We start from the raw sequence: 22,895 nt of genomic DNA on the forward strand, positions 1-22,895 counted from the left end.
TTTGATAAAAAACAATATTCAACTACTACTAGCTTAGCGAACTTACTACACGATGCAAGTTTTCTTCGTCGCCTGTTGTTAACCAAGTAACATCAGGCCAACTACGAAGCCACGTTAACTGCCGTTTTGCCAGCTGACGTGTTGCTGCGATGCCACGAAAAACCATTTCATCATGGTTTGTTTCACCCGCAAGGTAATCCCACATTTGTCTATAACCAACACAACGAATAGAAGGCATATTGGGGTGTAAATCCTTACGTAGATATAGGGTCGAAACTTCATTTTCAAACCCCTGATCAATCATTATTTTAAACCTTTCTTCAATTCGGCGGTGTAATTCACTGCGTTCTTGCGGTGCAATCGCAAATTGATGAAAAGTATAAGGTAAAGCCGGCTGTTTTTGCATTTGCAACTCAGTCATGGTCTTACCAGTTAACCTGTAAACCTCTAAAGCCCGATTAATTCTTTGTGAATCATTTTCACTTATTTTTTCGGCTGCTTGTGGGTCAACTTTAACTAATTCTTTATATAAATGAGGCCAGCCAAATTCTTTAGCTTGCGCTTCTAGCTCAGCTCTTATCTCTGTATCTGCTTCAGGTAAAGGCGATAAACCATCAATTAAAGATTTGAAGTACAGCATTGTACCTCCAACCAATACAGGTACTTTACCTTGTCTGTGAAATTCGTCAATTTTTTGCACTGCATCGCGCCTAAAATCTGCAACTGAATACGTTTCACTCGGGTCAAGTAGATCAATTAAATGATGCGGAGCTTTGGCTAATTCTTCGGCATCAGGTTTTGCTGTACCAATGTCCATACCTTTATACACTAGCGCTGAATCTACGCTGATTATTTCTGTATTTAAATGCTCGCACAGCGAGATTGCCAATGCTGTTTTACCTGCTGCAGTTGGACCCATTAAAAATATAACTGGTAAATTACTCAACACTGATACCTTAATCTAATTGCGTTAAATAGTGATTTAGCTCTATTTTAACTGCTTTTTTACGCAAGCGTTCAATAGTTTGTGGATTATTTTGTAAGCGCATTTGTTGCGCTAAAAATACATTGCTTAAATAAAATCGGGTCGGCACGCATTTCATTTGCCATTCTAACCAATTTTCTATATTTTCAAGTTTTGCTTTACACGCATCAAGTAGCTCACCTACCGCTGCACTTACGTCAAGTAAATATAAACACGCTGGCAATTTTTTAACCATTACAAATTGTTTTTCTATTACAAGTTCAAAACCAAGTAAGGTAAACCACGATTGCTGGGATTCTATAAGTAAGCAATCTTCTTTTTCTAAGTTTACTCGCACTGGTAACAAAAGGGCTTTCCCTTCTAAACTTCCGAACTCTTTAATTTGACTATGCCAATCATCAACTAATGCATATTTAAAATGTGAGCAATACAATTGCTGTTCTTCACTAAAGACACACACTCCTTCACTAACACTTATAATAGAAACAGCTTTTAAGACATTATCCACAGATACGGACTGGTGTTGTGCTGCAGATATATTGGCTGCATTATCAAAATGCGCGGCGTGTTGCTCACTCACTCCTTGATAAAACGCATTTACGTCATGATGGCTCGTACTTGGTGCAGCACGGTATGCACCGCCAACACTTCTAGTACCTGAGGACAAACTTGAGCTACCAGCACTTCCAGAGTAAGAGGGCTGTAATTGCGATTTAGGGTAATCAAACACTCCTTCGCTTTCTATATTATTAGCACTGCTATGCGTTGACTCAATGAACGCTGGCGTGAATTCTGCTTCTGTGCTCGCTGATTCGTTAGTGAATTCGCCTTGCAATGGCACGACTACCTGTTTAATAGCTTGCAATATAAAATCATGAATTAACCGCCCTTGATGAAAACGCACTTCATGCTTAGCAGGGTGAACATTTACATCAACCTGTCGTGGGTCAATATCAATATAAATGACAAAACCGGGTAATTCTTGTGTTCCACTTACTTCTTCAAATGCCTGGCGTATCGCATGCAAAATAAGCTTATCGCGCATCATGCGATTATTCACATAAGTGTACTGAGTCGTATTCGCTGAGCCTACAGGCAGCACCCAACCATGCAACTGTAAACCGCCTTCTCCTGATTGAATATGCAAACCTTGCTCGGCAAAGGCCTTGCCTGCAACTTGTGCTACGCGTGTTATAGCCTGAGAGGGATCAGTTTTGGCACGATACTGCCTTACTACTTTTTCGTTGTGAGTTAGTGTAATAGAGACATCAAAGCGACTAAGCGCAATACGCTTTATCAACTCATCAATATGGCTAAATTCAGTTTTTTCGGTGCGTAAAAATTTACGACGTGCTGGAGTATTAAAAAATAAATCTTTTACTTCAATGGTTGTGCCATCGGGATGCGCTACAGGTTTTACTTGAACGGCCATGTCGCGGCCTTCTGCAAAAGCTTGCCAAGCTGCTTCTTGCTCTTTTGGTTTTGAGCTCAGCGTTAAACGCGACACAGAACTAATTGACGCAAGTGCTTCCCCTCTAAAGCCAAGTGAGCAAATGTTTTCAAGGTCATCAAGTGATTTTAATTTACTTGTCGCGTGGCGAGAAAGTGCGAGCGTTAGCTCATCTTTACTTATCCCTGCGCCATTATCACGAATACGAATAAGTTTGTGGCCGCCGCGCTCAATATCAATTTGAATACGCGTTGCGCCAGCATCTAAGCTATTTTCAACAAGCTCTTTTACTACCGACGCTGGGCGCTCAACCACTTCGCCTGCGGCAATTTGGTTGGCTAAACGCGCGGGTAATATTTCAATATTCATGAGACTTCCTAGCAAACATTGCGCTAATAATAATGACTAACTTTGAGGTATATCGAGCTCTTGCCCAATAAATAAGGTATTAGAACTAAGCTTATTAACTTGTTTTAATTTATTGACTGTAACGCCATAGCGACTCGCTAACATACTTAAAGATTCACCGGGGCGTACTTTATGCTTTGTTGGATATTGCGACTTTAATTTAGCAAATAACGAATCATCCGGCGGATTTTTCAAATAATAATTTTTAATTGAAGTAAATATAGCTTTAGCTAAACGCTCTTGATGATTAGGGCTTTTAAGTAGCTTTTCTTCTCGCGGGTTAGATATAAACCCTGTTTCTACCAAAATAGATGGAATATCTGGTGATTTTAGTACTGCAAGGCTTGCATGCTGGGGATCTTTTTTATGCAGTTTGGCAACCTTACGAAGCTCTTTAACCACTTCATCAGCTACATTTAAGCCAGTTTTCATTGAGTGGTCCATCGACATATCAAGCAACGCTTGTGCTAGATATTTTTCATTGGCGGCATCTTTCATTACATCAGCAGCGCCACCTAAAAGCTCGGAGTGTTTTTCTTTATCTTCTATCCATTTACCTATTTCTGAATTAGCACGTCTTAATGATAAAACCCACACAGAGGCACCATTTGGCCCAGGGCTTGTAAATGCATCAGCATGAATAGAAACAAAAAAATCTGCCTTTTTTTCACGGGCTCGATTAGTACGGGTATTTAATTTTACAAAATAGTCACCGCTTCGTACCATGCGCGAAATCATGCCACGTTCGCCATCAATCATGCGCTCTAAACGTTTCGCAATTTGCAGTGTAACTGTTTTTTCGTAGGTGCCTGATGGCCCAATTGAACCAGGATCTTCGCCGCCATGCCCCGCATCAATTGCAATAACAATGTCGCGCTCTTGGCTTAGTTGACGGTTTTTAGCGGCTGTTTGAGCAGGAGAAACAACTGTAGTAGCTTGGCTTTTATTGTATAAATCAACAACGAGTCTATTTTTATAAGGGCCTGTAGGTGCGAGGGCAAATACCACTGGCTTTATTGGCGCACTTAATTCAAATACTAAACGTACGCTTTGTTTATTTTTAGGTTTTGAGTAACGTAATTTGCTTACTATTTGATGTTTCGGGGGCACACCTGGCAATGTTTTTAACTCGCTAGTATTTTCTAAATCAATCACTAGGCGGCTAGGGTTTTTAAGCATGAAATAGCTAAAGTCGGGCTTATCATTTAAATCAAATACCACGCGCGTACTATCTGGAGACGGCCATACACGCACACTATTGATTGTGTTTTTAGCCCATAGCGGCAAGCTTATGGTAATAACCATAAGATAAATAAAAAGTTTAACTACACCTCGGCTCATTGGATAATTACTGCCTTAACTATATTATTATTGATTATTTAGTTTTTCGACAATTGCTATACCGCGCTCACTCGCACTATTTATAACAATTTTACGTTCGTTACCCACATAGCTTAGAGTAATATCTAAATCAGGCACAGGAATAAATTCACCACCCTTTTCAGGCCATTCAACAACACAAATTGCGTCTGCTGAGAAATAATCGCGTATTCCCATGTATTCGAGTTCTTCAGGATCACCTAAGCGGTATAAGTCAAAATGATAAACATTTGCACGCTCAAGCTCATAAGGTTCTACTAGTGTATAGGTCGGGCTTTTAACCTTACCTGTATGGCCAAAGCCTTGCACTACACCTCGTGTAAACGTTGTTTTACCAGCACCTAAATCACCATGTAAATAAATAACCGCACCTTGCTCTATAATATCAGCAACGCGATTACCCATTGCAACCGTGGCAATCTCATCAGTTAAATGAAATTCAAAACTACGCGTCATTATTACCTCAAAAATTCATTCAAAAGCGCATATTTGCTAATCATACCAGAATATTCATTTAAGGCGATAAATTGAGGTTTTAGACATAAAAAAACCACACAAGCGAATGATTAAAGTTATATTTGAATATCTATTTTCGATACCTTAAAACTGTAACATTGAAATAAAGTAAGAGAAAAGCAGCACAACGGCTGAGATGCCTATAGCAAGTATTAAAGTTACTGAGATATGTAAGCTTATAATCAAACTTTTGTGATTCACCCACTAGTTCTGACACCAAAAATATATAACAACAACGGAGTTGATGGCACAAACCAGAAAACTACCCTGCATGCTTTTGTATTTCTGATAAAAAGATAATACCAACTAACTTAACGTCTTTAGTTTTAATAGTTTTCATAAAATAATACCAATTCGCTTAATTAAGTGATCTATTTTGAGGCTGGAAAAACGTGTTGATAGCTAGGCAAAAAATTCGCTATTTAGTTGTTCTAAATGAGCATTTTTTAACGCAGGTAGCGACACGTTTAGCCCCGCAAAATGATTAAGTATTATTGCGGATTGGTATAAGTCCTAAATGTGTAAACACGTTTCAAGACAAGGCAGTTCCAGAAAACAAAAAGCCCCGGCTAATGCCAGGGCTTTTTTACAAAACTAACTTAATTAAAAATTAAGCTTGTTTTGGACTAGAAATAACGTCTACTAAAGTCCAAGATTTATTCTTAGAAATTGGTGCGCATTCACGGATAGTAACTACGTCACCCGCTTTTGCTGTGTTATTTTCGTCATGTACGTGTAACTTAGTCGTACGTTTAATGAATTTCCCATAGATTGGGTGCTTCACATAACGTGCGATAGCGATAGTGAAAGATTTTTCCATCTTGTCGCTGATTACACGGCCTTGAAGAGTACGAATTTTATCGCTCATTATTGACCTGCCTTCTGGTTAATAACTGTTTTTACACGCGCGATATCGCGGCGTACTGTTCTTAGCGTGTGTGTCTGAGCTAACTGACCAGTGCTAGCTTGCATGCGCATATTAAATTGCTCACGAAGTAGTCCTAGAAGTTCAGCATTAAGCTCTTCTACGCTTTTATCTTTTAGTTCGCTAGCTTTCATCACATTACCGTCCGAGTTACGAAAGTTGTTTTGAATGGCAGTTTACGAGCAGCAAGGTCAAACGCTTCACGAGCAAGCTCTTCTGAAACACCTTCCATTTCGTAAAGTACTTTACCAGGCTGAATTTCAGCAACCCAATATTCAACAGAACCTTTACCTTTACCCATACGAACTTCAAGAGGTTTTTCTGTAATCGGTTTGTCAGGGAAGACACGAATCCAGATTTTACCTTGACGTTTCACGTGACGCGTCATAGCACGACGAGCTGCTTCGATTTGACGAGCAGTCATACGGCCACGGCCAGTTGCTTTCAATCCGAAAGTACCGAAGCTTACTTTGTTACCGTTTTGCGCTAAACCGCGGTTGCGGCCTTTGTGCATTTTACGGAATTTTGTACGTTTTGGCTGTAACATTACTCGCTACCTCTACTTAGCACTTTTCTTGGCTTTCTTTGGTGCGCGTTTAGCTGGCTTCTCTTGCTCTTGTACTAGTGGTAAACCACCAATAACTTCGCCTTTGAAGATCCAAACTTTAACACCAATGATACCATAAGTGGTTAAGGCTTCAGAAGTTGCGTAATCGATATCAGCACGAAGAGTATGTAGAGGTACACGACCTTCACGATACCATTCTGAACGTGCGATTTCAGCGCCGCCAAGACGACCGCTAACTTCAACTTTAATCCCTTTAGAACCGATGCGCATTGCATTTTGTACCGAACGCTTCATAGCGCGACGGAACATAACACGACGTTCTAGTTGAGAGGCAATGCCGTCTGCTACTAGTTGTGCATCTAGTTCTGGTTTACGTACTTCAGAGATATTAATCTGAGCAGGTACACCAGCGATTTTAGTTACCGCTTGACGTAATTTTTCTACGTCTTCGCCTTTTTTACCGATAACAACACCCGGACGAGCCGTGTGGATTGTTACTCGGATTGATTTTGCTGGACGCTCAATAACGATTTTAGACACAGAAGCCGTTTTCAATTCCTTAGTAAGGAATGTACGAACTTTGTGATCGCCAAAAAGCTGTGCAGAGAAATCTTTTGAACTCGCGTACCAGGTAGAAACCCAAGGTTTAGATATACCTAGGCGAATACCAGTAGGATGAACTTTTTGTCCCATTACTTATACTCCTAGCTATCTGAAACCATAACAGTGATATGGCTTGTACGCTTAAGGATGCGATCTGCGCGTCCTTTAGCACGAGGCATAATACGTTTCATTGTAGGACCATCGTCCACAAAGATCGTTGTTATACGAAGCTCATCAATGTCAGCACCTTCGTTATGCTCTGCGTTAGCAATAGCAGACTCAAGTACTTTCTTAACTAATACAGCCGCTTTCTTCGGGCTGTACGCCAGGATTTCTAGTGCGCGATCTACAGGTAACCCGCGGATCTGATCTGCAACTAGACGTGCTTTTTGCGCCGAACCAGAGGCGAATTTATGTTTAGCTAATGCTTGCATTTATCTTCCCCTCTTATCGTTTCTTCGCTTTCTTATCCGCAGCATGGCCACGGTAAGTGCGAGTTGGTGCAAATTCACCTAGTTTGTGACCGATCATTTCGTCAGAAACGAAAACTGGTACGTGCTGGCGACCATTATGGACAGCAATGGTCAATCCGATCATGTTAGGTATGATCATTGAACGACGGCTCCAAGTTTTAATTGGCTTTTTCTCACCGCTTTCCAAAGCTTTCTCTACCTTCTTCAGCAAGTGTAGGTCTATAAAAGGACCCTTCTTGAGAGAGCGTGGCATGGCTATTCCTCAATATTACTTAGTACGACGACGTACTATAAATTTATCCGTACGCTTGTTCTTACGCGTCTTCGCACCTTTAGTCGGTTTACCCCATGGAGACACAGGATGACGACCACCAGATGTACGACCTTCACCACCACCGTGTGGGTGATCTACCGGGTTCATGGCAACACCACGAACTGTCGGACGAATACCACGCCAGCGATTTGCACCTGCTTTACCAAGTGAACGAAGCATATGCTCAGCATTGCCTACTTCACCTAGAGTCGCACGACAATCAGATTCAACTTTACGAACTTCGCCTGAACGAAGACGTAATGTTACATACTGACCATCACGAGCAAGGATTTGAACGTATGCACCAGCAGAACGTGCGATTTGAGCACCTTTACCTGGTTTTAATTCTACGTTGTGAACAGTCGAACCTACAGGCATATTACGCATTGGTAATGCATTACCAGGTTTGATTGGTGCATCAACACCAGACTGGATTGCATCGCCAGCTTTTAAGCCTTTAGGTGCGATAATGTAACGACGCTCACCGTCTGCATATAATACAAGAGCGATGTTTGCGCTACGATTTGGATCGTATTCTAAACGTTCAACAGTGGCTGGAATGCCATCTTTAGTACGTTTAAAATCGATTAAACGGTAATGTTGTTTATGACCACCACCGATATGACGAACCGTAATACGACCATTGTTATTACGACCACCTGATTTAGAGTTTTTCTCTAAAAGTGGTGCGTATGGCTTACCCTTATGTAGATCAGAGTTAACCACTTTAACTAGGTGACGACGGCCCGCAGAAGTAGGCTTACACTTTTGAAGTGCCATAATTCTATCCCCTTATTACTCGGCGCCGCCGACAAAGTCTAGCTCGCTGCCTTCTTTAAGAGTAACGTAAGCTTTTTTCCAGTCGCTACGACGACCGAAACGTGCGCCAGTACGTTTTGTTTTACCCTTAACGTTAAGTGTGCGAACACCCGTTACTTCTACTTCAAAAAGCTTCTCAACTGCTACTTTAATTTCAGCTTTAGTTGCGTCATTTACTACTTTAAAAACAATAGTATTGTTTTCTTCAGCAGCAATTGTGCTTTTTTCAGAGATATGTGGAGCAAGGATCACTTTTAAAAGACGTTCTTCGCGAATCATGCTAGCGCCTCCTCAAGTTGCTTAACAGCAGCGGCTGTAATAAGTACCTTATCGAAAGCAATTAAGCTTACAGGATCGATACCAGCTACATCACGTGTGTCAACCTTATAAAGGTTACGTGCCGATAAGAAAAGATTTTCATCTACTTCTTCAGTCACGATAAGAACATCTTTAAGCTCAAGTTCTTTAAGCTTAGCAACTAGTTCTTTAGTTTTTGGTGCTGCTAGAGCAAAACTTTCAACAACGATTAAACGCTCTTGACGAACTAATTCAGATAAGATGCTTTTAATCGCACCACGGTACATTTTACGGTTTACTTTTTGGCTGTGGTCTTGTGGTTTAGCTGCAAAGCTAACGCCACCTGAACGCCAAATTGGGCTACGGATTGTACCGGCACGTGCACGGCCAGTACCTTTTTGAGCCCATGGTTTTTTACCACCACCGCTTACTTCAGAACGTGTCTTCTGAGCACGAGTACCTTGACGAGCACCTGCTGCGTATGCAACAACTACTTGGTGTACTAATGCTTCGTTAAACTCACGTCCAAAAGTAGCTTCAGAAACTTCAAGACCGCCAGAAGCGTCTTTAATTGCTAATTCCATCACTAAATCTCCAGGACTTATGCTTTAACAGCTGGTTTAACGATAACGTCACCGCCAATAGCTCCAGGTACTGCACCCTTAACTAAAAGCAAATTACGCTCAGCGTCAACGCGAACTAGTTCTAAGTTTTGAGTCGTTACACGCTCAGCACCCATATGACCGGCCATTTTCTTACCTTTAAACACCTTACCAGGTGATTGGTTTTGACCGATTGAACCAGGAGCACGGTGAGATAGAGAGTTACCATGTGTAGCGTCTTGCATGCTGAAATTCCAGCGCTTAACACCACCTTGGAAACCTTTACCTTTAGAAGTACCGGTTACGTCAACCTTGTTGATTTCGTTGAATAATTCAACAGTAAGCTCAGCGCCTACTTCAAAATCGCCTTCACCACCGTTAAGGCGGAATTCCCACAGACCGCGACCCGCTTCAACACCAGCTTTAGCGAAATGACCCGCTTTAGCTTTGTTTACACGACTTGCTTTTTTAGTGCCTGCGGTTACTTGAAGCGCGTTATAACCGTCTGTTGCGTCAGATTTGATCTGAGCAATGCGGTTAGGTGTCGCTTCAATAACTGTCACAGGGATAGATACACCATCTTCAGTGAAGATTCGTGTCATACCCACTTTACGACCGACTAGACCTAATGCCATTTTCCTAAAACCTCTCTAATCTTTCGATTAACCCAGGCTGATTTGAACATCAACACCAGCAGCAAGATCTAAACGCATAAGCGCGTCTACAGTCTTGTCAGTTGGTTCTACGATGTCTATCAGACGTTTATGGGTGCGGATCTCGTACTGATCACGCGCATCTTTATTAACGTGCGGTGAAGTTAGTACAGTAAAACGTTCAAAGCGTGTAGGTAGTGGGATTGGACCACGTACTTGTGCGCCAGTGCGTTTCGCAGTTTCCACGATTTCTGCCGTTGATTGGTCAATCAAACGGTGGTCAAAAGCTTTTAGGCGAATACGAATGCGTTGATTTGACATTCTTAACCTCAATATAAAGAGCATATAAAAGAGCATAAAAAAACGACCGAAACAATCTTAAAACTTAAGATGTCGGCTGTTTGATTATATCTACGTTGAGTTCCAAATCGGAACTCCTGTTTATTAGCTTGAAATCCAAGCTTAATTTATCCTTTCTAATTCCCAGAGGAATTTTGAAAGCCTGCGTATTATAGAGGTATTGGTGATAAATGCAACAACTATTTAGAAACAATGTAATGAATACTAATTTGATTAAATATGCATCCATACATGTTCAATAGCTATACTTGAACTAATGCTTTTGATGCTAGTCAACAAACAACTAAACATCTTAATTGCGCAAACTAAGGGATTTTTAGATATTATGGTATCCTGTTGCGCTAATTTTGCCCTTAATACTCTCAATATGGTGAGTCGATGCGTATTTTTAATTATTGTTTAAATGTTATGTCTGCTGGATTTAGCCGCTTATTTGTGAAAAGCAAAGTGCTACCAGAAAATCCTATTAAACAGTATGAGCTAAACCCTGAGTACCCTACATTTTATATAGTGCGTTTAAATTCACGTTTTGATTTAGCCGCGCTGGCGCATGTTTGTAAAAAGAATGGCCTACCAAGCCCAACAGAAGAGCAAGTGCTAGGGACTCAAAATTTAGACCGTTTTATTGGTATTAAAAATCCTCCACCGTTATTTGGTGATGAAGCAAAACCAACAAATGCTTTAGCCCAAGGCAAGCAAATTATTGAGTACTTAATAAAAAGCGGTCAGCAAAACGTACAAGTGGTGCCTGTTACTATTTTATGGGGGCGCGATCCAGGTAAAGAAAAGCCAGGACTACGTACTTTAATTACACACTCTCTTACTCCAAGCTGGTTTAGAAAGTTTTTTGTGGTGTTATTTTCAGGGCGCGATAACTTTATTCGCTTTAGCCAACCACTCGACTTATCACTTTTAGTCAATGAAAAAGCCGATGTAAGTGAGTTACCTCATAAATTATTACGCGTAGCGCGTGTTCACTTTAAGCGCCAAAAGCTAGCTGCTACAGGCCCTAAAATGCCATCTCGTGAGCAATTGTTTAATTCATTATTAGCGTCACCTACTATAAAAAAAGCAATTCAAGATGAAGCTAACGCTAAAAATATTAGCCAAACAGAAGCTCGTCAAAATGCACTTAAGCTACTTGATGAAATAGCCGCTAATTACTCTGAAGCAATGATACGTGTGGCCGAAAGGTTTTTAACTTGGTTATGGAATAAGCTTTATAATGGTATTGATATTAAACACGCCGAACAAATTCATGAACTAACAGATAAAGGACATGAAATAATCTATATGCCTTGCCATCGCAGCCATATGGATTACTTACTGCTTACTTACTCTATTTATCATTTGGGTTTAGTACCTCCGCATATAGCTGCTGGTATAAATCTTAACTTTTTTCCTGCCGGAGGCATATTTAGACGCTCTGGTGCGTTTTTTATTCGCCGTTCATTTGCAGGGAATAAACTTTATTCTGCCATATTCAAAGAGTATTTAAGCCAACTGTTTATTAAAGGTTACTCTGTTAAGTTTTACACGGAGGGCGGTCGAAGCCGAACTGGACGCCTACTTCCACCTAAAACGGGTATGCTATCTATGACATTACAAGCAATGCTACGCGGAATAGACAGACCAATATCTATTGTTCCTGTGTACATTGGCTACGAGCACGTCATGGAAATTAACACCTACCTTAAAGAGCTAGATGGTAAAGATAAAAAAGGCGAATCTATATTTGGTATTTTTAAGGCAATCAAAAACCTTAAAAACTACGGTCGTGGTAATTTAAACTTTGGCGACCCAATCTCTATTAACCAATACTTAAACGATAACCAACCTGATTGGCGTGATTCAATACACCCAACTGACGTGCAAAAGCCACAATGGTTAGCACCACAAGTAACTAAACTTGCCGACCAAGTAATGGTTAAAATTAATAATGCAGCGGCGCTTAATGCGGTTAACTTACTAGCGATGATATTGCTGGTTAATGATAAGCAAGCATTGAGTAAACCAAAGCTATTAGCACAGCTTGATTTTTATCTGCGCTTACAGCGTGATGCCAGCTACAGTAATAAAGTAACTACACCAGACGAAACACCAGAGCAATTACTAACGCATGCATTAAAGCTTAATAAGTTTGAAGTGATCAGTGATGAGTTTGGCGAAATCATTACGATTAGCGATAAAGAAAAAGTACTGTTTAATTACTACCGAAACAATATTTTGCACTTATTTGCAGTACCAAGCTTAATTGCACTACATCTATTTAAACAACACAGCACAACTATTGCTCAATGCCAGCAACTTGTAAAAACATTTTATCCGCTATTTGCTAAAGAATGGTATTTACAACCTCTTGATGAAAACTACATAACGCGTATTTTAGCTAATTTTGCCGATCAAAATTTAATTGAGTTTGATGGCGATAACATTCATATAACGAACAGTAACGACTGCCTAGCTAAGCTAGAAATGCTTGGACGAGCACTTAGCTTTACCCTACAACGTTACGCTATTGTGATTGGTTTTATTCAAACAAGTGATGGCATTGAAAAAGCCGAGCTTGAAAGAGAAAGCCAAGTACTCGCACAACGTTTAGGTACACTGCACGGCATAAAAACACCTGAGTTTTTTGACAAAAAAGTACTTGTTAGTTTTATCGAAAACTTACGTGGCGAGTCGTTAATAACAGAGGGTGATAAGGGCTTAGTAGGTAGCACACAACTATGTGAAACCTACGCACACCTTAAAACATTACTGCCAGCACGCGTCTGGCAGTCAATCAGCGATATAGTTCAAGACCAGTGTAACTAGCAATGCATTTACAGAAGGGGTTAGCGTTGACGCATAACCCCTTCTTGCATTGTTGAGGCAACCAAGTTGCCTTGGCGATCAAAAAACTGCCCCCGTACCAAACCACACCCATTACTCGCACTTGGACTATCAATTGAATACAAAATCCAATCATCCATTCTAAATGGACGATGAAACCACATTGCATGATCAATAGTAGCTACTTGCATATTTGGCTGCATAAACGATACACCATGAGGTTGTAATGCAGTTGGTAAAAACTCAAAATCAGACGCATACGCTAATAAGTAATTATGGATACGCTGATCGTCCGGCATTTCACCATTAGCTTTAAACCAAATATGCTTTACCGGCTCCATAACTTCTGGTTTAAACGGGTTATGAAAAGTAACCGGTCGCATTTCAATAGGCATTTCACGGGTAAACTTATTACGGATAACCTCTGGGATATGCGAAGCGTTATCTTGGTAAAACTCAAGCGATGAACGTAATTCTTCAGGTGCGGGAACATCAGGCATTGTCGCTTGATGCGACAACCCATTTTCTTCACCCTGAAATGACGCGGTCATATAAAAAATAGGTTTACCGTACTGAATTGCTTTGACTCGGCGCGTACTAAAGCTCTTACCATCACGAATAGTTTCTACGTCATAAACAATGGGTTTAGCCGGATCGCCTGGGCGTAAAAAGTAAGAATGTAATGAATGAACTATTCGCCCTTCAGGTAGGGTTTCTTTGGCAGCAGAAAGCGCCTGCCCCATTACTTGACCACCAAATACAGCACCAAAGCCTAAATCTTGGCTTTGTCCTCGATATAAACCTTGCTCAATTTCTTCAAGTGTTAACAACGACAATAAATCATCTAATACTTGGCTCATTATTTCTTCCTCATTACCCTAGTGTCCAAATGATACTATACAATAGTGGGAAGTAAATATTTGTTAGGAATACTGTTATGGCTTACTGGCTATTTAAAACTGAACCCGATGCGTTTTCATTAGATGACTTAAAAAATGCACCAAAACAAACGACTCTTTGGGAAGGCGTGCGTAATTACCAAGCACGAAATTTTATGCGTGACGACGTCAAAATCGGTGATTCAGTCATGATTTACCATTCAAGCTGTAAACACGTGGGCGTAGCGGGCATTGCCGAGGTTACCAAAGAAGCCTACCCAGACCCCACTCAATTTGATTTTAGCAGCGACTATTACGATGCAAAAGCCACCAGCGACAAACCACGTTGGGTTGTTGTTGAGGTTACTTATCAAAGCCATTTAAAAAAATTAATTAGCCTTAAAGATATTAAAGCCAATGACAATATTACTGAAATCGCACTTAAAAAGGGCGGACGACTATCAATAATGCCTGTTACTAAAAATGACTGGGATGAAATAATCAAAATGACGCAGTAATATCCTATCGGTTTGACCTAATTTCATTGAGTTTGATATGATCTATATTGACTTATAGCTGGAGGATTAATGAAATTACTGTATTGGTTAGATGAATGGTTAACTCTCCCGCGCAATGAGCAACAAACTCGATTACCCATGACGGGTAATGATTTACTCGGCGATGTATTTGTTAAGTATGATTTTGTTGACGTCAATAAACCCCTGCTTTTTACCTTCTCCCCTGCTGGCACTAACGTGCAAGAGCAAGATCTTCACCCTGATTTTGCACCATGGGGTTATCACTTAGCTCAAAAACAAAACGTAAACGTAATCGCTTTTCAGCATTTAGGTAAAAGTAATTGGTTTCGTAATCGTAATTTAATCTTTTTTCTCGAGCAATTATCAACATTACTTACGCCGTTTAATTGTCGACTTGGCTATGGTTTAAGTCGTGGCGGATTTGCTGTTGGCGCTTTTGCTAAACTATTAAAGCTAAATCAGGTGTTGTTCTTCCATCCGGTAAGTACTAAAAATAAAGAATTAGTACCGTGGGATGACCGCTCTAGTACCGATATAGCTCAGCAGTTTGATTGGCAGCAAGATTATCACGATCTAGATTTAGGAGATGCCCAAGGCTATATTATTTACGATCCTACTAATCGTATAGACCGAATGCACGCTAAGCGCTATAAGCAGTTAACTCACTTACGAGTATTTGGTATGGGACATGGCACACATGCCACATATTTGAATAAGTTTGGATTTTATAAGCAAGTAGCCGTCGATTTTATCCAGCATCAGCAAATTGATATTGCGCAATTTCGTCTGCAAACTAAAACCTTACGTTTTAAAGAGGATTATTACAAAAGCCTTAATAAAGCGAATGTAAACTCAGCTCACCGTCAAACACTATTAAGCAAAGCTCATAATATTTTGATTGATGAAAAAGAAGTTCACGTACAGGAACATCAGGCAAAAATTGATATTCAGCCATTAATAGATGTTGCCCTTAAGCATCAAGATGAGCATCCTAATGATGCCATTCAGTTATTAGAAGTTGCTCAACAACTTGTACCTGACGATCCTTTAATTGAGCATAAAATTAAGCAACTAGAAGAGTAATTACGCCAGTAAAAGCGGCTGTAAAGGCCAACTACTCTATTTAACCTTTTTCTTTTTGTGCCCATACTTGGGCACAATGGCAAAGTACATCATTAACCCTAACCAAGAAAATATAATTATTCCCATTAGCCAGCCATTCTTTTCATGACCCTGTGTACGCTTACTGTTGAGTACAATAACGACAGGTAATATATAAGCACTTAAAACAACAATTAAAAATACAACTTCATTCATTATTTTTCTAGGCTCGACCAGTCTACTTCACTACTTAATACTCGATCTACCGATATATAGTGCAAAATATCGCCTTCACTTACTTTGTAATCTAATGGTGGGTTTAAATCCATATTTTGCGCACTTAAATTATGAGCAACACCCAACAGTATTGCATCATGCTCAAGCTTAAAATGATGAAACAAAGTACCAAACTCCATATCTTTGCAGCCACTTGGTATTTTCAAGCTAAATTGTGTATCACCATGCAAAGTAGATAGCAGCTCCTCTTGCACACGGCTCGAACCTGGATCTTGCATTGAGCGTACTAGTATCTCAGCTGATTTTGCACTACTACACTCTACATTTTGGCAATGCTCTAACATCATCTCAACTTTGGTTTCATCTAAAAAGTGAGCGCTTATATGGCAATCATCTTTTACTAAGCGACTAATGCGCAGGGCTGTTGTAAATGTCTGATCGTCATCTTGACCATCAATAATCACTTTATCAGCACTACGAATAGCTACCCGCTCTAGCTCAGCTAAATTTGTAAAACTCGTTAAACGTGCAAAATCAACGCTTTCGTTAGCTAAAAAAGGATGATCCATTTGCTCTGTTACCGCGAGTAAAATACGACGGTCTGTACGTTTCGTATCTGCCAAAATGTAATCAATCATCTTTTTTGTACGAGTGTCGTGCCAACCAAAAATAATAATATGGTGGTTACTGTGGGCAAAGTTTTTATCACCAGTCATAGCGCGCCTAATTAAGTAAGTAACAGTTTGTCCTGCTTTTCCTAGCAAAACACCAAATAAAGCTAAACCAAATGGAATTTGTATTAATGCAACCACCCAACGACCAAGATCAGTAGTTGGACTAAAGTCACCATACCCCACTGTTGATGTTGTTACTGTGTAATAGTAAAAAAAGGTAGTAAGCGAGGTTAACGCTTTCTCATTCGCTATAAATAGTAAGCTCCATGTTAATAGCATATGAGTCAAAATAGCTAATGCCACTGCTTGCCAACTCAACTGATCTATATGAGCGCGAACAAGTAACGCTAGCCTTTTAAATATCACCGGCATAATACAAAGTCTTCGTTAGTAAACTATCTATAAACAGTACGTTACTGTAAGCGATGCTTTTAAGCAATGTTTAAGCTTTTAACCGCAAATATTAGACTAAATGCTGTTTGCCAATGGTGATTTTTCATGATTAATTAGCGTTAAAATAATAACCAAAACAGTTGTGCTTATGCTTAATAAAATAGCCCGCCCTTTTACTAAAATTGTAGAGCGCTATCTTCCCGACCCTTTTATATTTGTAATTTTACTTACAATAATTACTCTTGTCAGTGCGAGCTTATTTACAACCGCAACTAACATTGAAGTATTACAAGCGTGGGGAGGTGGGTTTTGGAACTTATTAAGTTTTGCTATGCAAATGCTGCTAGTGTTAATTACAGGCTATATGTTGGCAAGTACGCCACCTATAAGTAAGTTATTAGAAAAGCTAGCAACATTTGCAAGCACCGCACCTAAAGCAATTATATTAGTCACGCTTATTTCGCTTTTAGCGAGCTGGATAAATTGGGGATTTGGCTTAGTTATTGGTGCCCTTTTTGCCAAGGCAATTGCTAAACATACTCGTGTTGATTATCGATTATTAGTAGCCAGCGCTTACTCAGGTTTTGTTGTATGGCATGGCGGATTAGCGGGTTCGATTCCTTTAACTATCGCAACCGATGGTCACTTTTCAGAGGCCAGCATTGGTATTATTAGTACAGAGCACACTTTATTTGCGGGCTTTAATATAACCATATTAGTTGGTTTATTCATTATTATGCCGCTCGTTAATCGCTATATGCTGCCAAGCGAGCAAGAAAGCGTATATATCGACCCAGCTCTTTTACAAGAGACAACACCTAAGCCCACAACAATAACCAGACCTGCCCAACATTTGGAACAAAGTAAACTACTCGGTATGACAATTGGCTTATTAGGTTTGGCATATTTAGGCTATTACTTCTTTATTACTGGCGGAAACTTAAACCTTAATAGCGTTATTGCCGTATTTTTGTTTTTAGCTATTACGCTGCATCAAACACCCCATAATTTACTTAACAGTCTGCAACAAGCAATTCCAAGCGGGGCTGGCATTGTTATTCAATTTCCTTTTTATGCTGGCATTATGGCGGTAATGGTTGATAGCGGATTAGCACAACAGATATCACGTGGCTTTATTGCCGTTGCAGATGCTGATAGCTTGCCATTTTTTAGTTTTATAAGTGCAGGACTCGTTAATATGTTTGTACCCTCTGGCGGCGGCCAATGGGCAGTACAAGCGCCTATTGTTATACCCGCAGCACAAGAGCTAGGTGCCGATATATCTCGCGTTGCAATGGCTGTTGCATGGGGTGATGCGTGGACTAACCTAATTCAACCTTTTTGGGCATTACCCGTCCTTGCTATCGCAGGCTTAAAAGCAAAAGATATTATGGGGTTTTGTGTTGTGCAGCTATTTGTAACTGGGGTTTTTATATCGCTGGTATTGAGCTTTTATTAACTGTAAACATAATAAAAAGGCGTGTAATACACACGCCTTGATTGTTTTATGCACTCTCGCTCTGCTGTTGTAGCTCCACCAACCTACCCTCTTTCAGTTGATAGACTTTGCTGGCCATGTTAATGGTTTCTTGGCGATGAGCAATCATAATCCGTGTGATTGGTAAGTGCTGAATTTGCTCACTTATTTTCGCCTCGTTGTCTTTATCTAAATGACTAGTTGCTTCATCCATAAACAACACGCAGGGCGATTGATACAATGCGCGAGCAAGGAGTAAACGCTGTACTTGACCGCCAGATAAGTTTGATCCCATATCACCTACTAATGAGTTATAACCCATAGTCATTTTGGTAATATCATCATGAATAGCCGCATGACGAGCACACGTCTCTATTTTTAAATAATTCGGCTGAGGGTCAAAAAAACTGATGTTATCAGCGATTGAGCCAGCTAACAATGTGTCATCTTGCATTACTGCAGCTATTTGTTTGCGGTAGTTTTTAAGGCCAGGCTGGGTGATATCTTTACCATCCAGCAGCACTTTACCCGAGGTCGGCTGTAATAACCCCAGCATAATTTTCATTAGCGTAGTTTTACCCGCGCCAGATGGCCCTGTAATCGCAATCGAGTCACCGGTATTCAGCATTAAATTAACATTATTTAAAATAGGCGCTTGCTCTTCACTGTAACTAAAGCAAATATTCTCGAGCGTAAGCTGGCCTTTAACTTTACCTTCGTCATCACCTGTATATGCCATTTCACCGTCACGATTAGCTTCTTGTTTCGTGAGTGCTATATCTGCAATACGGTCTAAGTGTAAGCGCATCATTTTGAATTGAATAATTTGCTCAATTAAGTTGGCAAAGCGGCTGGTTAACTGGTTTTTATAAGCAATAAACGCCAGTACCATACCAACAGACAAGCTATTGCTCATAACTAGCAATGCAGCAAAGTAAATCACCAATACATTTTCAAGGCCAAATAACAGCTTATTAAATGAATCAAAGCTAATGTTTAAACGCCCTAAACGGATTTCACTATTAATGACCTCAACATAACGGTTCTGCCAAATGCCTTGGCGCTGCGATTCATTGCCAAACAGCTTTATAGTTTGCATACCGCGAATATTTTCTAAAAAGTTCGATTGCTCTTTGGCAGATGATTGAATCATTTCTTCAGTAGCTTGGTGCAGCGGCCAATACAGCGCTAAACGCACTAAGGTGTAAAGCACAATTGCACCTACAACTACCGCTGTGAGTTTCAGCGAATAAATTAGCATCATAATCAATACGGTAATCGCCATCACGCCATCGACCAGTGTTTCGACAAACCCTGTGGTAATACGCTCACGTATTTGTGCCAACGAGCCAAAGCGCGACACAATATCGCCAACATGGCGTGACTCAAAATAATTCATGGGTAGTCGCAATAAATGCCTAAGCAAATTCACACCCATTTGCATATTTAAAAGGCTGGAAAGTCGTAAAATCAACCAGCTTCGCACCGCATTAGTCACCACCGAAATAATCGCAATCAGTGCAAACCCCATGGCAAGCACCGTTAATAACGATTCATCAAAACTAATTAGTACTTCATCCACCACCCACTGCATATAATAAGGGGCCATCAAAGCAAACAACTGTAATACAAGTGATAATGCTATCAGTTTTAGTAATCCCGCTTTTAAGCCCTTCATTGAGCTCCAAAGTTGGGTAAACTTCATCTGCGCTTTTTCTTGTTTAGCTTCAAACTTACTCGTTGGCGTGAGCTCTAAACAAATACCGGTAAAGTGCTTACTGAATTCATCGCCATTCAAACTGCGTTTACCTACAGCAGGGTCGTTAATTGCAAATTTAGCTGCAACACCTTTGCCAGAGACTTTGGTCAGCACCACAAAGTGATTCATATCCCAATGTAAAATACACGGCGTTTGTAGTTTATGGACTTCATCAATAGGGCATTGCAATGCACGACTGGCGAGCCCCAAGTTATCACCCAGCTCAATCAGCTGTTGTAAGTTCATACCCTTTAGATTAGCCGAAAAGCGTTTTCGCATGGCAGGCATATCCAGCTTATGACCGCGATAACTTGCCACCATAGCAATAGAGGCTAGGCCGCACTCAGCTATTTCGGATTGGAGGATAAGAGGTACTGATTTTAATACAGAAAAGTTCAAGCTATCCATGAAGCAAGTATTCCTTGATGAAACTTATACATGTGCTGTAAGGTTTGAAGTAACAACTATAAAAATTCAAATTCCTATGAGTTATAATAATCCTCAAAAGCTTATACTTTTATTAATCGTTATTTAATTACAGTTCTGTTTGAAGTTATAATTTACAAATAAAAATCAATATATCCAGCCCATTTGTTATGTGTGAGTATCAAGAAAAATAAGATAATAGGCGGCCAAATAAGGATTTTAACTCCAGAAAAAGCCGTTTTATCATTTTGTAAATCGGTTATGCTACGATTTCCATATTTTATATTTACTGGTAATAACGACATAATCAGGGCAATAAAAAGTTCTATGTGATCTGTAACTACTCCTATTGGTAAGAATACGATAAGAGCAAAAAGACTTGCATTATATACTTTCATAGCTGTCCTTTTTAGCATAGCTATAAGAATAGCTATGCTAATTATTTATTATACGTTTGAAGCAGCGCCACCCATGAAAGAGATTCTTGGTAGAAGGAACCTTGCTGCAGCTGAAACAATCGGCCCACCAACCGCACCAGATAACCCTCCAGCAGCGGTAGCAGCACCTAAACCACCCCAACTAAAATTGCCCGAAGTCGCTGCACTTCCTAAATAACCAGCAGCACCAATTACAGCTCCCAAACCAGCACCTGCAGGTCCAAAACCACCATTCGCTTCTTGAATTTCTTTTACGTTTAATTCACGCATTTTGTTATACTCCATAAATCCGATGCTTTTTAGTTAAGCTATCGGGTTGTTAATATGCCCAGCCTTTATAATTAGGTGGGCGGTTAATAGGCTGGCTTTAGCTGCTCGCTAAAGTTAACTAAAGCTGGCCGTCTTTTTCGGTTGTTTGCATTTAGCAAACCACCAAAACTTTCAAATTTTTCTTTATTTCATAAAACGCTACACTTAACTTACGCGCCCTTTTAGGCTGTACAGTGGCTCGAGTAACCACTCGATTAATGTGCGCTGCTCCAACATAATATCTGCCTCAAACAACATGCCACTTTTCAGCTCAAACGCCTTACCATAGGCCTGCATTTGTTGTTGGCTAAGTATTGCCCGCAAGCGGTATACAGGCTCTTGCAGTACAATGGGCAAGCGTATTTCATTTGGGGTAATGAGTGCCTTATCAATACGGCTAATTTTGCTGTTAATGAAACCAAAGCGTTGATAGGGGAAAGCATCAAAACGCAGGCGCGTATCGTTACCTAGCTGTATAAAGCCTGCTGAACGTGTTGGTAGCAACAACTCTGCTACTAGCTCTGATCCTTCGGGAATAATATGCAACAGTGGTTTGGCTTGGGTAAGTGTTTCGCCCTTAACCACTTGAATGCCAGTAACAACACCGCTGTTACTGGCTGTTATGGTATATTGATAGTTACTTTTAATTTGTGTGAGCTGGTTTTGAATATCCGCTTGTTGGCGTTTAAGACTATTTATACGCAACGTATACTGCTGGGGCACGTTGGCAATATTAAAGCTAAGTTGACTTAATTGGTTTTCTTGCTGCATCAGCAAGCGTGCTAGGTTTTGTTTTTCTTGCTTAGCATCTAACAAGGCTTGTTGTTGCTCACGCTCAATATTTGATAAAAAACCGTTTTTATTAAGCTGATTAAGGTTACTTTGTTGGCGGTTCAGTAGCGCTAGTTTTTCATCAGTAAGTTTAAGCTGGCTTTGTAATGCAGCTTGCTCATTAGTTAGTGCACGTTTTTGTGCCTGCAAGTTAAGTGACTCTTGCTTTTGTAGGGTGTGGTTTTGTGTAATTTCGTCATTAAGCAGTTGTATTTGCATACTTAGCTGCTCAACAAGTTGAGTACTTAATGCAATACCTTGACTATTATTTTGCTGCACAATGATGGTCGCCAACGGCTGACCTTTAGTAACGGCATCGCCCTCTTGTACCAACAACCGCTCAATCATGCCACCTTGATTAGCAAAGCTTTGGATCACCCCTTTATTGGGCATTAATAAGCCACGCACAGTTTCTTTACGAGAGTATTCCGCGGTAAACAAGAAGGTAATAACTGCGATAGCGACACAAGCCAGAACAAACACAGTTAATTTTATTGATAAAGGTTGGGCGAGGGTAATCGCCCCCGTTAAACGCTCACTTTGCTGAGCGACAGCTTCCTTTCTAAATAACATCCCTGAACAATCCCTGAACAATCCCTGAACAACTCTGATAGCGGTAAATTACATCTTTAGTTACAAAAAAACAA

The 22,895-nt window shown here is 40.2% G+C and carries 26 protein-coding genes; 4 read left to right on the forward strand and 22 right to left on the reverse strand.

All coding sequences use genetic code 11. From position 1 onward, the window contains the following. Positions 1 to 28 precede the first annotated feature (28 nt). The 15 genes from miaA to rpsJ all read right to left on the reverse strand — a co-directional run bounded on the left by miaA (position 29) and on the right by rpsJ (position 10,313). Positions 29 to 946, reverse strand: coding sequence for a tRNA (adenosine(37)-N6)-dimethylallyltransferase MiaA (miaA, locus tag I6E69_RS06240; RefSeq protein ID WP_165725098.1), 918 nt, complete (start codon positions 944 to 946; stop codon positions 29 to 31). 10 nt (positions 947 to 956) lie between these two features. After that, positions 957 to 2,804: a DNA mismatch repair endonuclease MutL gene (gene mutL / locus I6E69_RS06245; RefSeq protein WP_197120839.1), complete on the reverse strand. Its 1,848-nt coding sequence runs from the start codon at positions 2,802 to 2,804 to the stop codon at positions 957 to 959. A 36-nt stretch (positions 2,805 to 2,840) separates the two neighbouring features. After that, positions 2,841 to 4,184, reverse strand: coding sequence for an N-acetylmuramoyl-L-alanine amidase (locus tag I6E69_RS06250; protein WP_138489744.1), 1,344 nt, complete (start codon positions 4,182 to 4,184; stop codon positions 2,841 to 2,843). Positions 4,185 to 4,211: 27 nt separating this feature from the next. Continuing rightward, positions 4,212 to 4,679: a tRNA (adenosine(37)-N6)-threonylcarbamoyltransferase complex ATPase subunit type 1 TsaE gene (gene tsaE / locus I6E69_RS06255; protein WP_002957887.1), complete on the reverse strand. Its 468-nt coding sequence runs from the start codon at positions 4,677 to 4,679 to the stop codon at positions 4,212 to 4,214. A gap of 670 nt (positions 4,680 to 5,349) precedes the next feature. After that, positions 5,350 to 5,607, reverse strand: a complete 258-nt coding sequence (gene rpsQ / locus I6E69_RS06260; RefSeq protein ID WP_002957888.1) for a 30S ribosomal protein S17 — start codon at positions 5,605 to 5,607, stop codon at positions 5,350 to 5,352. Then, positions 5,607 to 5,798, reverse strand: coding sequence for a 50S ribosomal protein L29 (gene rpmC, locus I6E69_RS06265; protein ID WP_002957889.1), 192 nt, complete (start codon positions 5,796 to 5,798; stop codon positions 5,607 to 5,609). The genes rpsQ and rpmC overlap by 1 nt, the downstream gene beginning before the upstream one ends. Beyond that, the gene (rplP, locus tag I6E69_RS06270) at positions 5,798 to 6,211 is read right to left on the reverse strand and encodes a 50S ribosomal protein L16 (protein WP_002957890.1); all 414 of its coding nucleotides are present in this window, start codon (positions 6,209 to 6,211) and stop codon (positions 5,798 to 5,800) included. The genes rpmC and rplP overlap by 1 nt, the downstream gene beginning before the upstream one ends. Positions 6,212 to 6,223: 12 nt before the next feature. After that, positions 6,224 to 6,925, reverse strand: a complete 702-nt coding sequence (gene rpsC, locus I6E69_RS06275; protein WP_002957891.1) for a 30S ribosomal protein S3 — start codon at positions 6,923 to 6,925, stop codon at positions 6,224 to 6,226. Between the two features lie 11 nt (positions 6,926 to 6,936). Then, positions 6,937 to 7,269: a 50S ribosomal protein L22 gene (gene rplV, locus I6E69_RS06280; protein ID WP_002957892.1), complete on the reverse strand. Its 333-nt coding sequence runs from the start codon at positions 7,267 to 7,269 to the stop codon at positions 6,937 to 6,939. A gap of 13 nt (positions 7,270 to 7,282) precedes the next feature. After that, complete coding sequence (rpsS, locus tag I6E69_RS06285; RefSeq protein ID WP_004588689.1) at positions 7,283 to 7,561, reverse strand: 30S ribosomal protein S19; 279 nt, start codon at positions 7,559 to 7,561, stop codon at positions 7,283 to 7,285. Positions 7,562 to 7,576: 15 nt separating this feature from the next. After that, the gene (gene rplB / locus I6E69_RS06290; protein WP_002957895.1) at positions 7,577 to 8,401 is read right to left on the reverse strand and encodes a 50S ribosomal protein L2; all 825 of its coding nucleotides are present in this window, start codon (positions 8,399 to 8,401) and stop codon (positions 7,577 to 7,579) included. Between the two features lie 15 nt (positions 8,402 to 8,416). Beyond that, positions 8,417 to 8,719, reverse strand: coding sequence for a 50S ribosomal protein L23 (rplW, locus tag I6E69_RS06295; protein ID WP_002957896.1), 303 nt, complete (start codon positions 8,717 to 8,719; stop codon positions 8,417 to 8,419). Further along, the gene (gene rplD, locus I6E69_RS06300; protein WP_002957897.1) at positions 8,716 to 9,321 is read right to left on the reverse strand and encodes a 50S ribosomal protein L4; all 606 of its coding nucleotides are present in this window, start codon (positions 9,319 to 9,321) and stop codon (positions 8,716 to 8,718) included. The genes rplW and rplD overlap by 4 nt, the downstream gene beginning before the upstream one ends. Positions 9,322 to 9,338: 17 nt before the next feature. Further along, positions 9,339 to 9,974: a 50S ribosomal protein L3 gene (gene rplC, locus I6E69_RS06305; protein WP_002957898.1), complete on the reverse strand. Its 636-nt coding sequence runs from the start codon at positions 9,972 to 9,974 to the stop codon at positions 9,339 to 9,341. Positions 9,975 to 10,001: 27 nt separating this feature from the next. Beyond that, on the reverse strand, positions 10,002 to 10,313 hold the full coding sequence (gene rpsJ / locus I6E69_RS06310; RefSeq protein ID WP_002957900.1) for a 30S ribosomal protein S10: 312 nt from the start codon (positions 10,311 to 10,313) through the stop codon (positions 10,002 to 10,004). Positions 10,314 to 10,730: 417 nt separating this feature from the next. Here rpsJ and plsB point away from each other — a divergent pair, with 417 nt between their 5' ends. Continuing rightward, entirely contained in the window at positions 10,731 to 13,169 is a 2,439-nt protein-coding gene (gene plsB / locus I6E69_RS06315; RefSeq protein ID WP_002957901.1) for a glycerol-3-phosphate 1-O-acyltransferase PlsB, read from the forward strand. 20 nt (positions 13,170 to 13,189) lie between these two features. Here the strand turns inward: plsB and tesB are convergent, their stop codons facing one another. Continuing rightward, positions 13,190 to 14,047: an acyl-CoA thioesterase II gene (tesB, locus tag I6E69_RS06320; RefSeq protein WP_002957902.1), complete on the reverse strand. Its 858-nt coding sequence runs from the start codon at positions 14,045 to 14,047 to the stop codon at positions 13,190 to 13,192. A 77-nt stretch (positions 14,048 to 14,124) separates the two neighbouring features. Between tesB and I6E69_RS06325 the strand changes: the two genes are divergently transcribed. Both I6E69_RS06325 and I6E69_RS06330 read left to right on the forward strand, forming a co-directional pair. After that, complete coding sequence (locus tag I6E69_RS06325) at positions 14,125 to 14,583, forward strand: EVE domain-containing protein (RefSeq protein ID WP_149603301.1); 459 nt, start codon at positions 14,125 to 14,127, stop codon at positions 14,581 to 14,583. A 69-nt stretch (positions 14,584 to 14,652) separates the two neighbouring features. Next, complete coding sequence (locus I6E69_RS06330) at positions 14,653 to 15,687, forward strand: cytosolic protein (RefSeq protein ID WP_182675766.1); 1,035 nt, start codon at positions 14,653 to 14,655, stop codon at positions 15,685 to 15,687. Between the two features lie 36 nt (positions 15,688 to 15,723). Here the strand turns inward: I6E69_RS06330 and I6E69_RS06335 are convergent, their stop codons facing one another. Then, entirely contained in the window at positions 15,724 to 15,921 is a 198-nt protein-coding gene (locus I6E69_RS06335; RefSeq protein ID WP_182675765.1) for a PLDc N-terminal domain-containing protein, read from the reverse strand. Next, on the reverse strand, positions 15,921 to 16,988 hold the full coding sequence (locus tag I6E69_RS06340; protein WP_024597278.1) for a potassium channel family protein: 1,068 nt from the start codon (positions 16,986 to 16,988) through the stop codon (positions 15,921 to 15,923). Before I6E69_RS06340 ends, I6E69_RS06335 begins: the two co-directional genes overlap by 1 nt. 169 nt (positions 16,989 to 17,157) lie before the next feature. On the opposite strand from I6E69_RS06340, the gene I6E69_RS06345 reads away from it, so the two are divergent. After that, complete coding sequence (locus I6E69_RS06345) at positions 17,158 to 18,468, forward strand: short-chain fatty acid transporter (protein WP_138489749.1); 1,311 nt, start codon at positions 17,158 to 17,160, stop codon at positions 18,466 to 18,468. Positions 18,469 to 18,514: 46 nt separating this feature from the next. Here the strand turns inward: I6E69_RS06345 and I6E69_RS06350 are convergent, their stop codons facing one another. The 4 genes from I6E69_RS06350 to I6E69_RS06365 form a co-directional block, all read right to left on the reverse strand. Beyond that, positions 18,515 to 20,653: a peptidase domain-containing ABC transporter gene (locus tag I6E69_RS06350; RefSeq protein WP_197120840.1), complete on the reverse strand. Its 2,139-nt coding sequence runs from the start codon at positions 20,651 to 20,653 to the stop codon at positions 18,515 to 18,517. Between the two features lie 152 nt (positions 20,654 to 20,805). Further along, positions 20,806 to 21,069 carry a hypothetical protein gene (locus tag I6E69_RS06355; RefSeq protein WP_039488988.1) on the reverse strand — a complete coding sequence of 88 codons (264 nt, stop codon included), beginning with the start codon at positions 21,067 to 21,069 and terminating at the stop codon, positions 20,806 to 20,808. A gap of 48 nt (positions 21,070 to 21,117) precedes the next feature. Continuing rightward, a complete protein-coding gene (locus I6E69_RS06360; protein ID WP_197120841.1) occupies positions 21,118 to 21,378 on the reverse strand; it encodes a hypothetical protein in 261 nt (86 codons plus the stop codon). 204 nt (positions 21,379 to 21,582) lie between these two features. Then, a complete protein-coding gene (locus I6E69_RS06365; RefSeq protein WP_197120842.1) occupies positions 21,583 to 22,821 on the reverse strand; it encodes an HlyD family efflux transporter periplasmic adaptor subunit in 1,239 nt (412 codons plus the stop codon). Positions 22,822 to 22,895 lie beyond the last annotated feature (74 nt).

This window comes from Pseudoalteromonas sp. NZS100 (assembly GCF_015864815.1).
GTDB lineage: Bacteria > Pseudomonadota > Gammaproteobacteria > Enterobacterales > Alteromonadaceae > Pseudoalteromonas > Pseudoalteromonas distincta.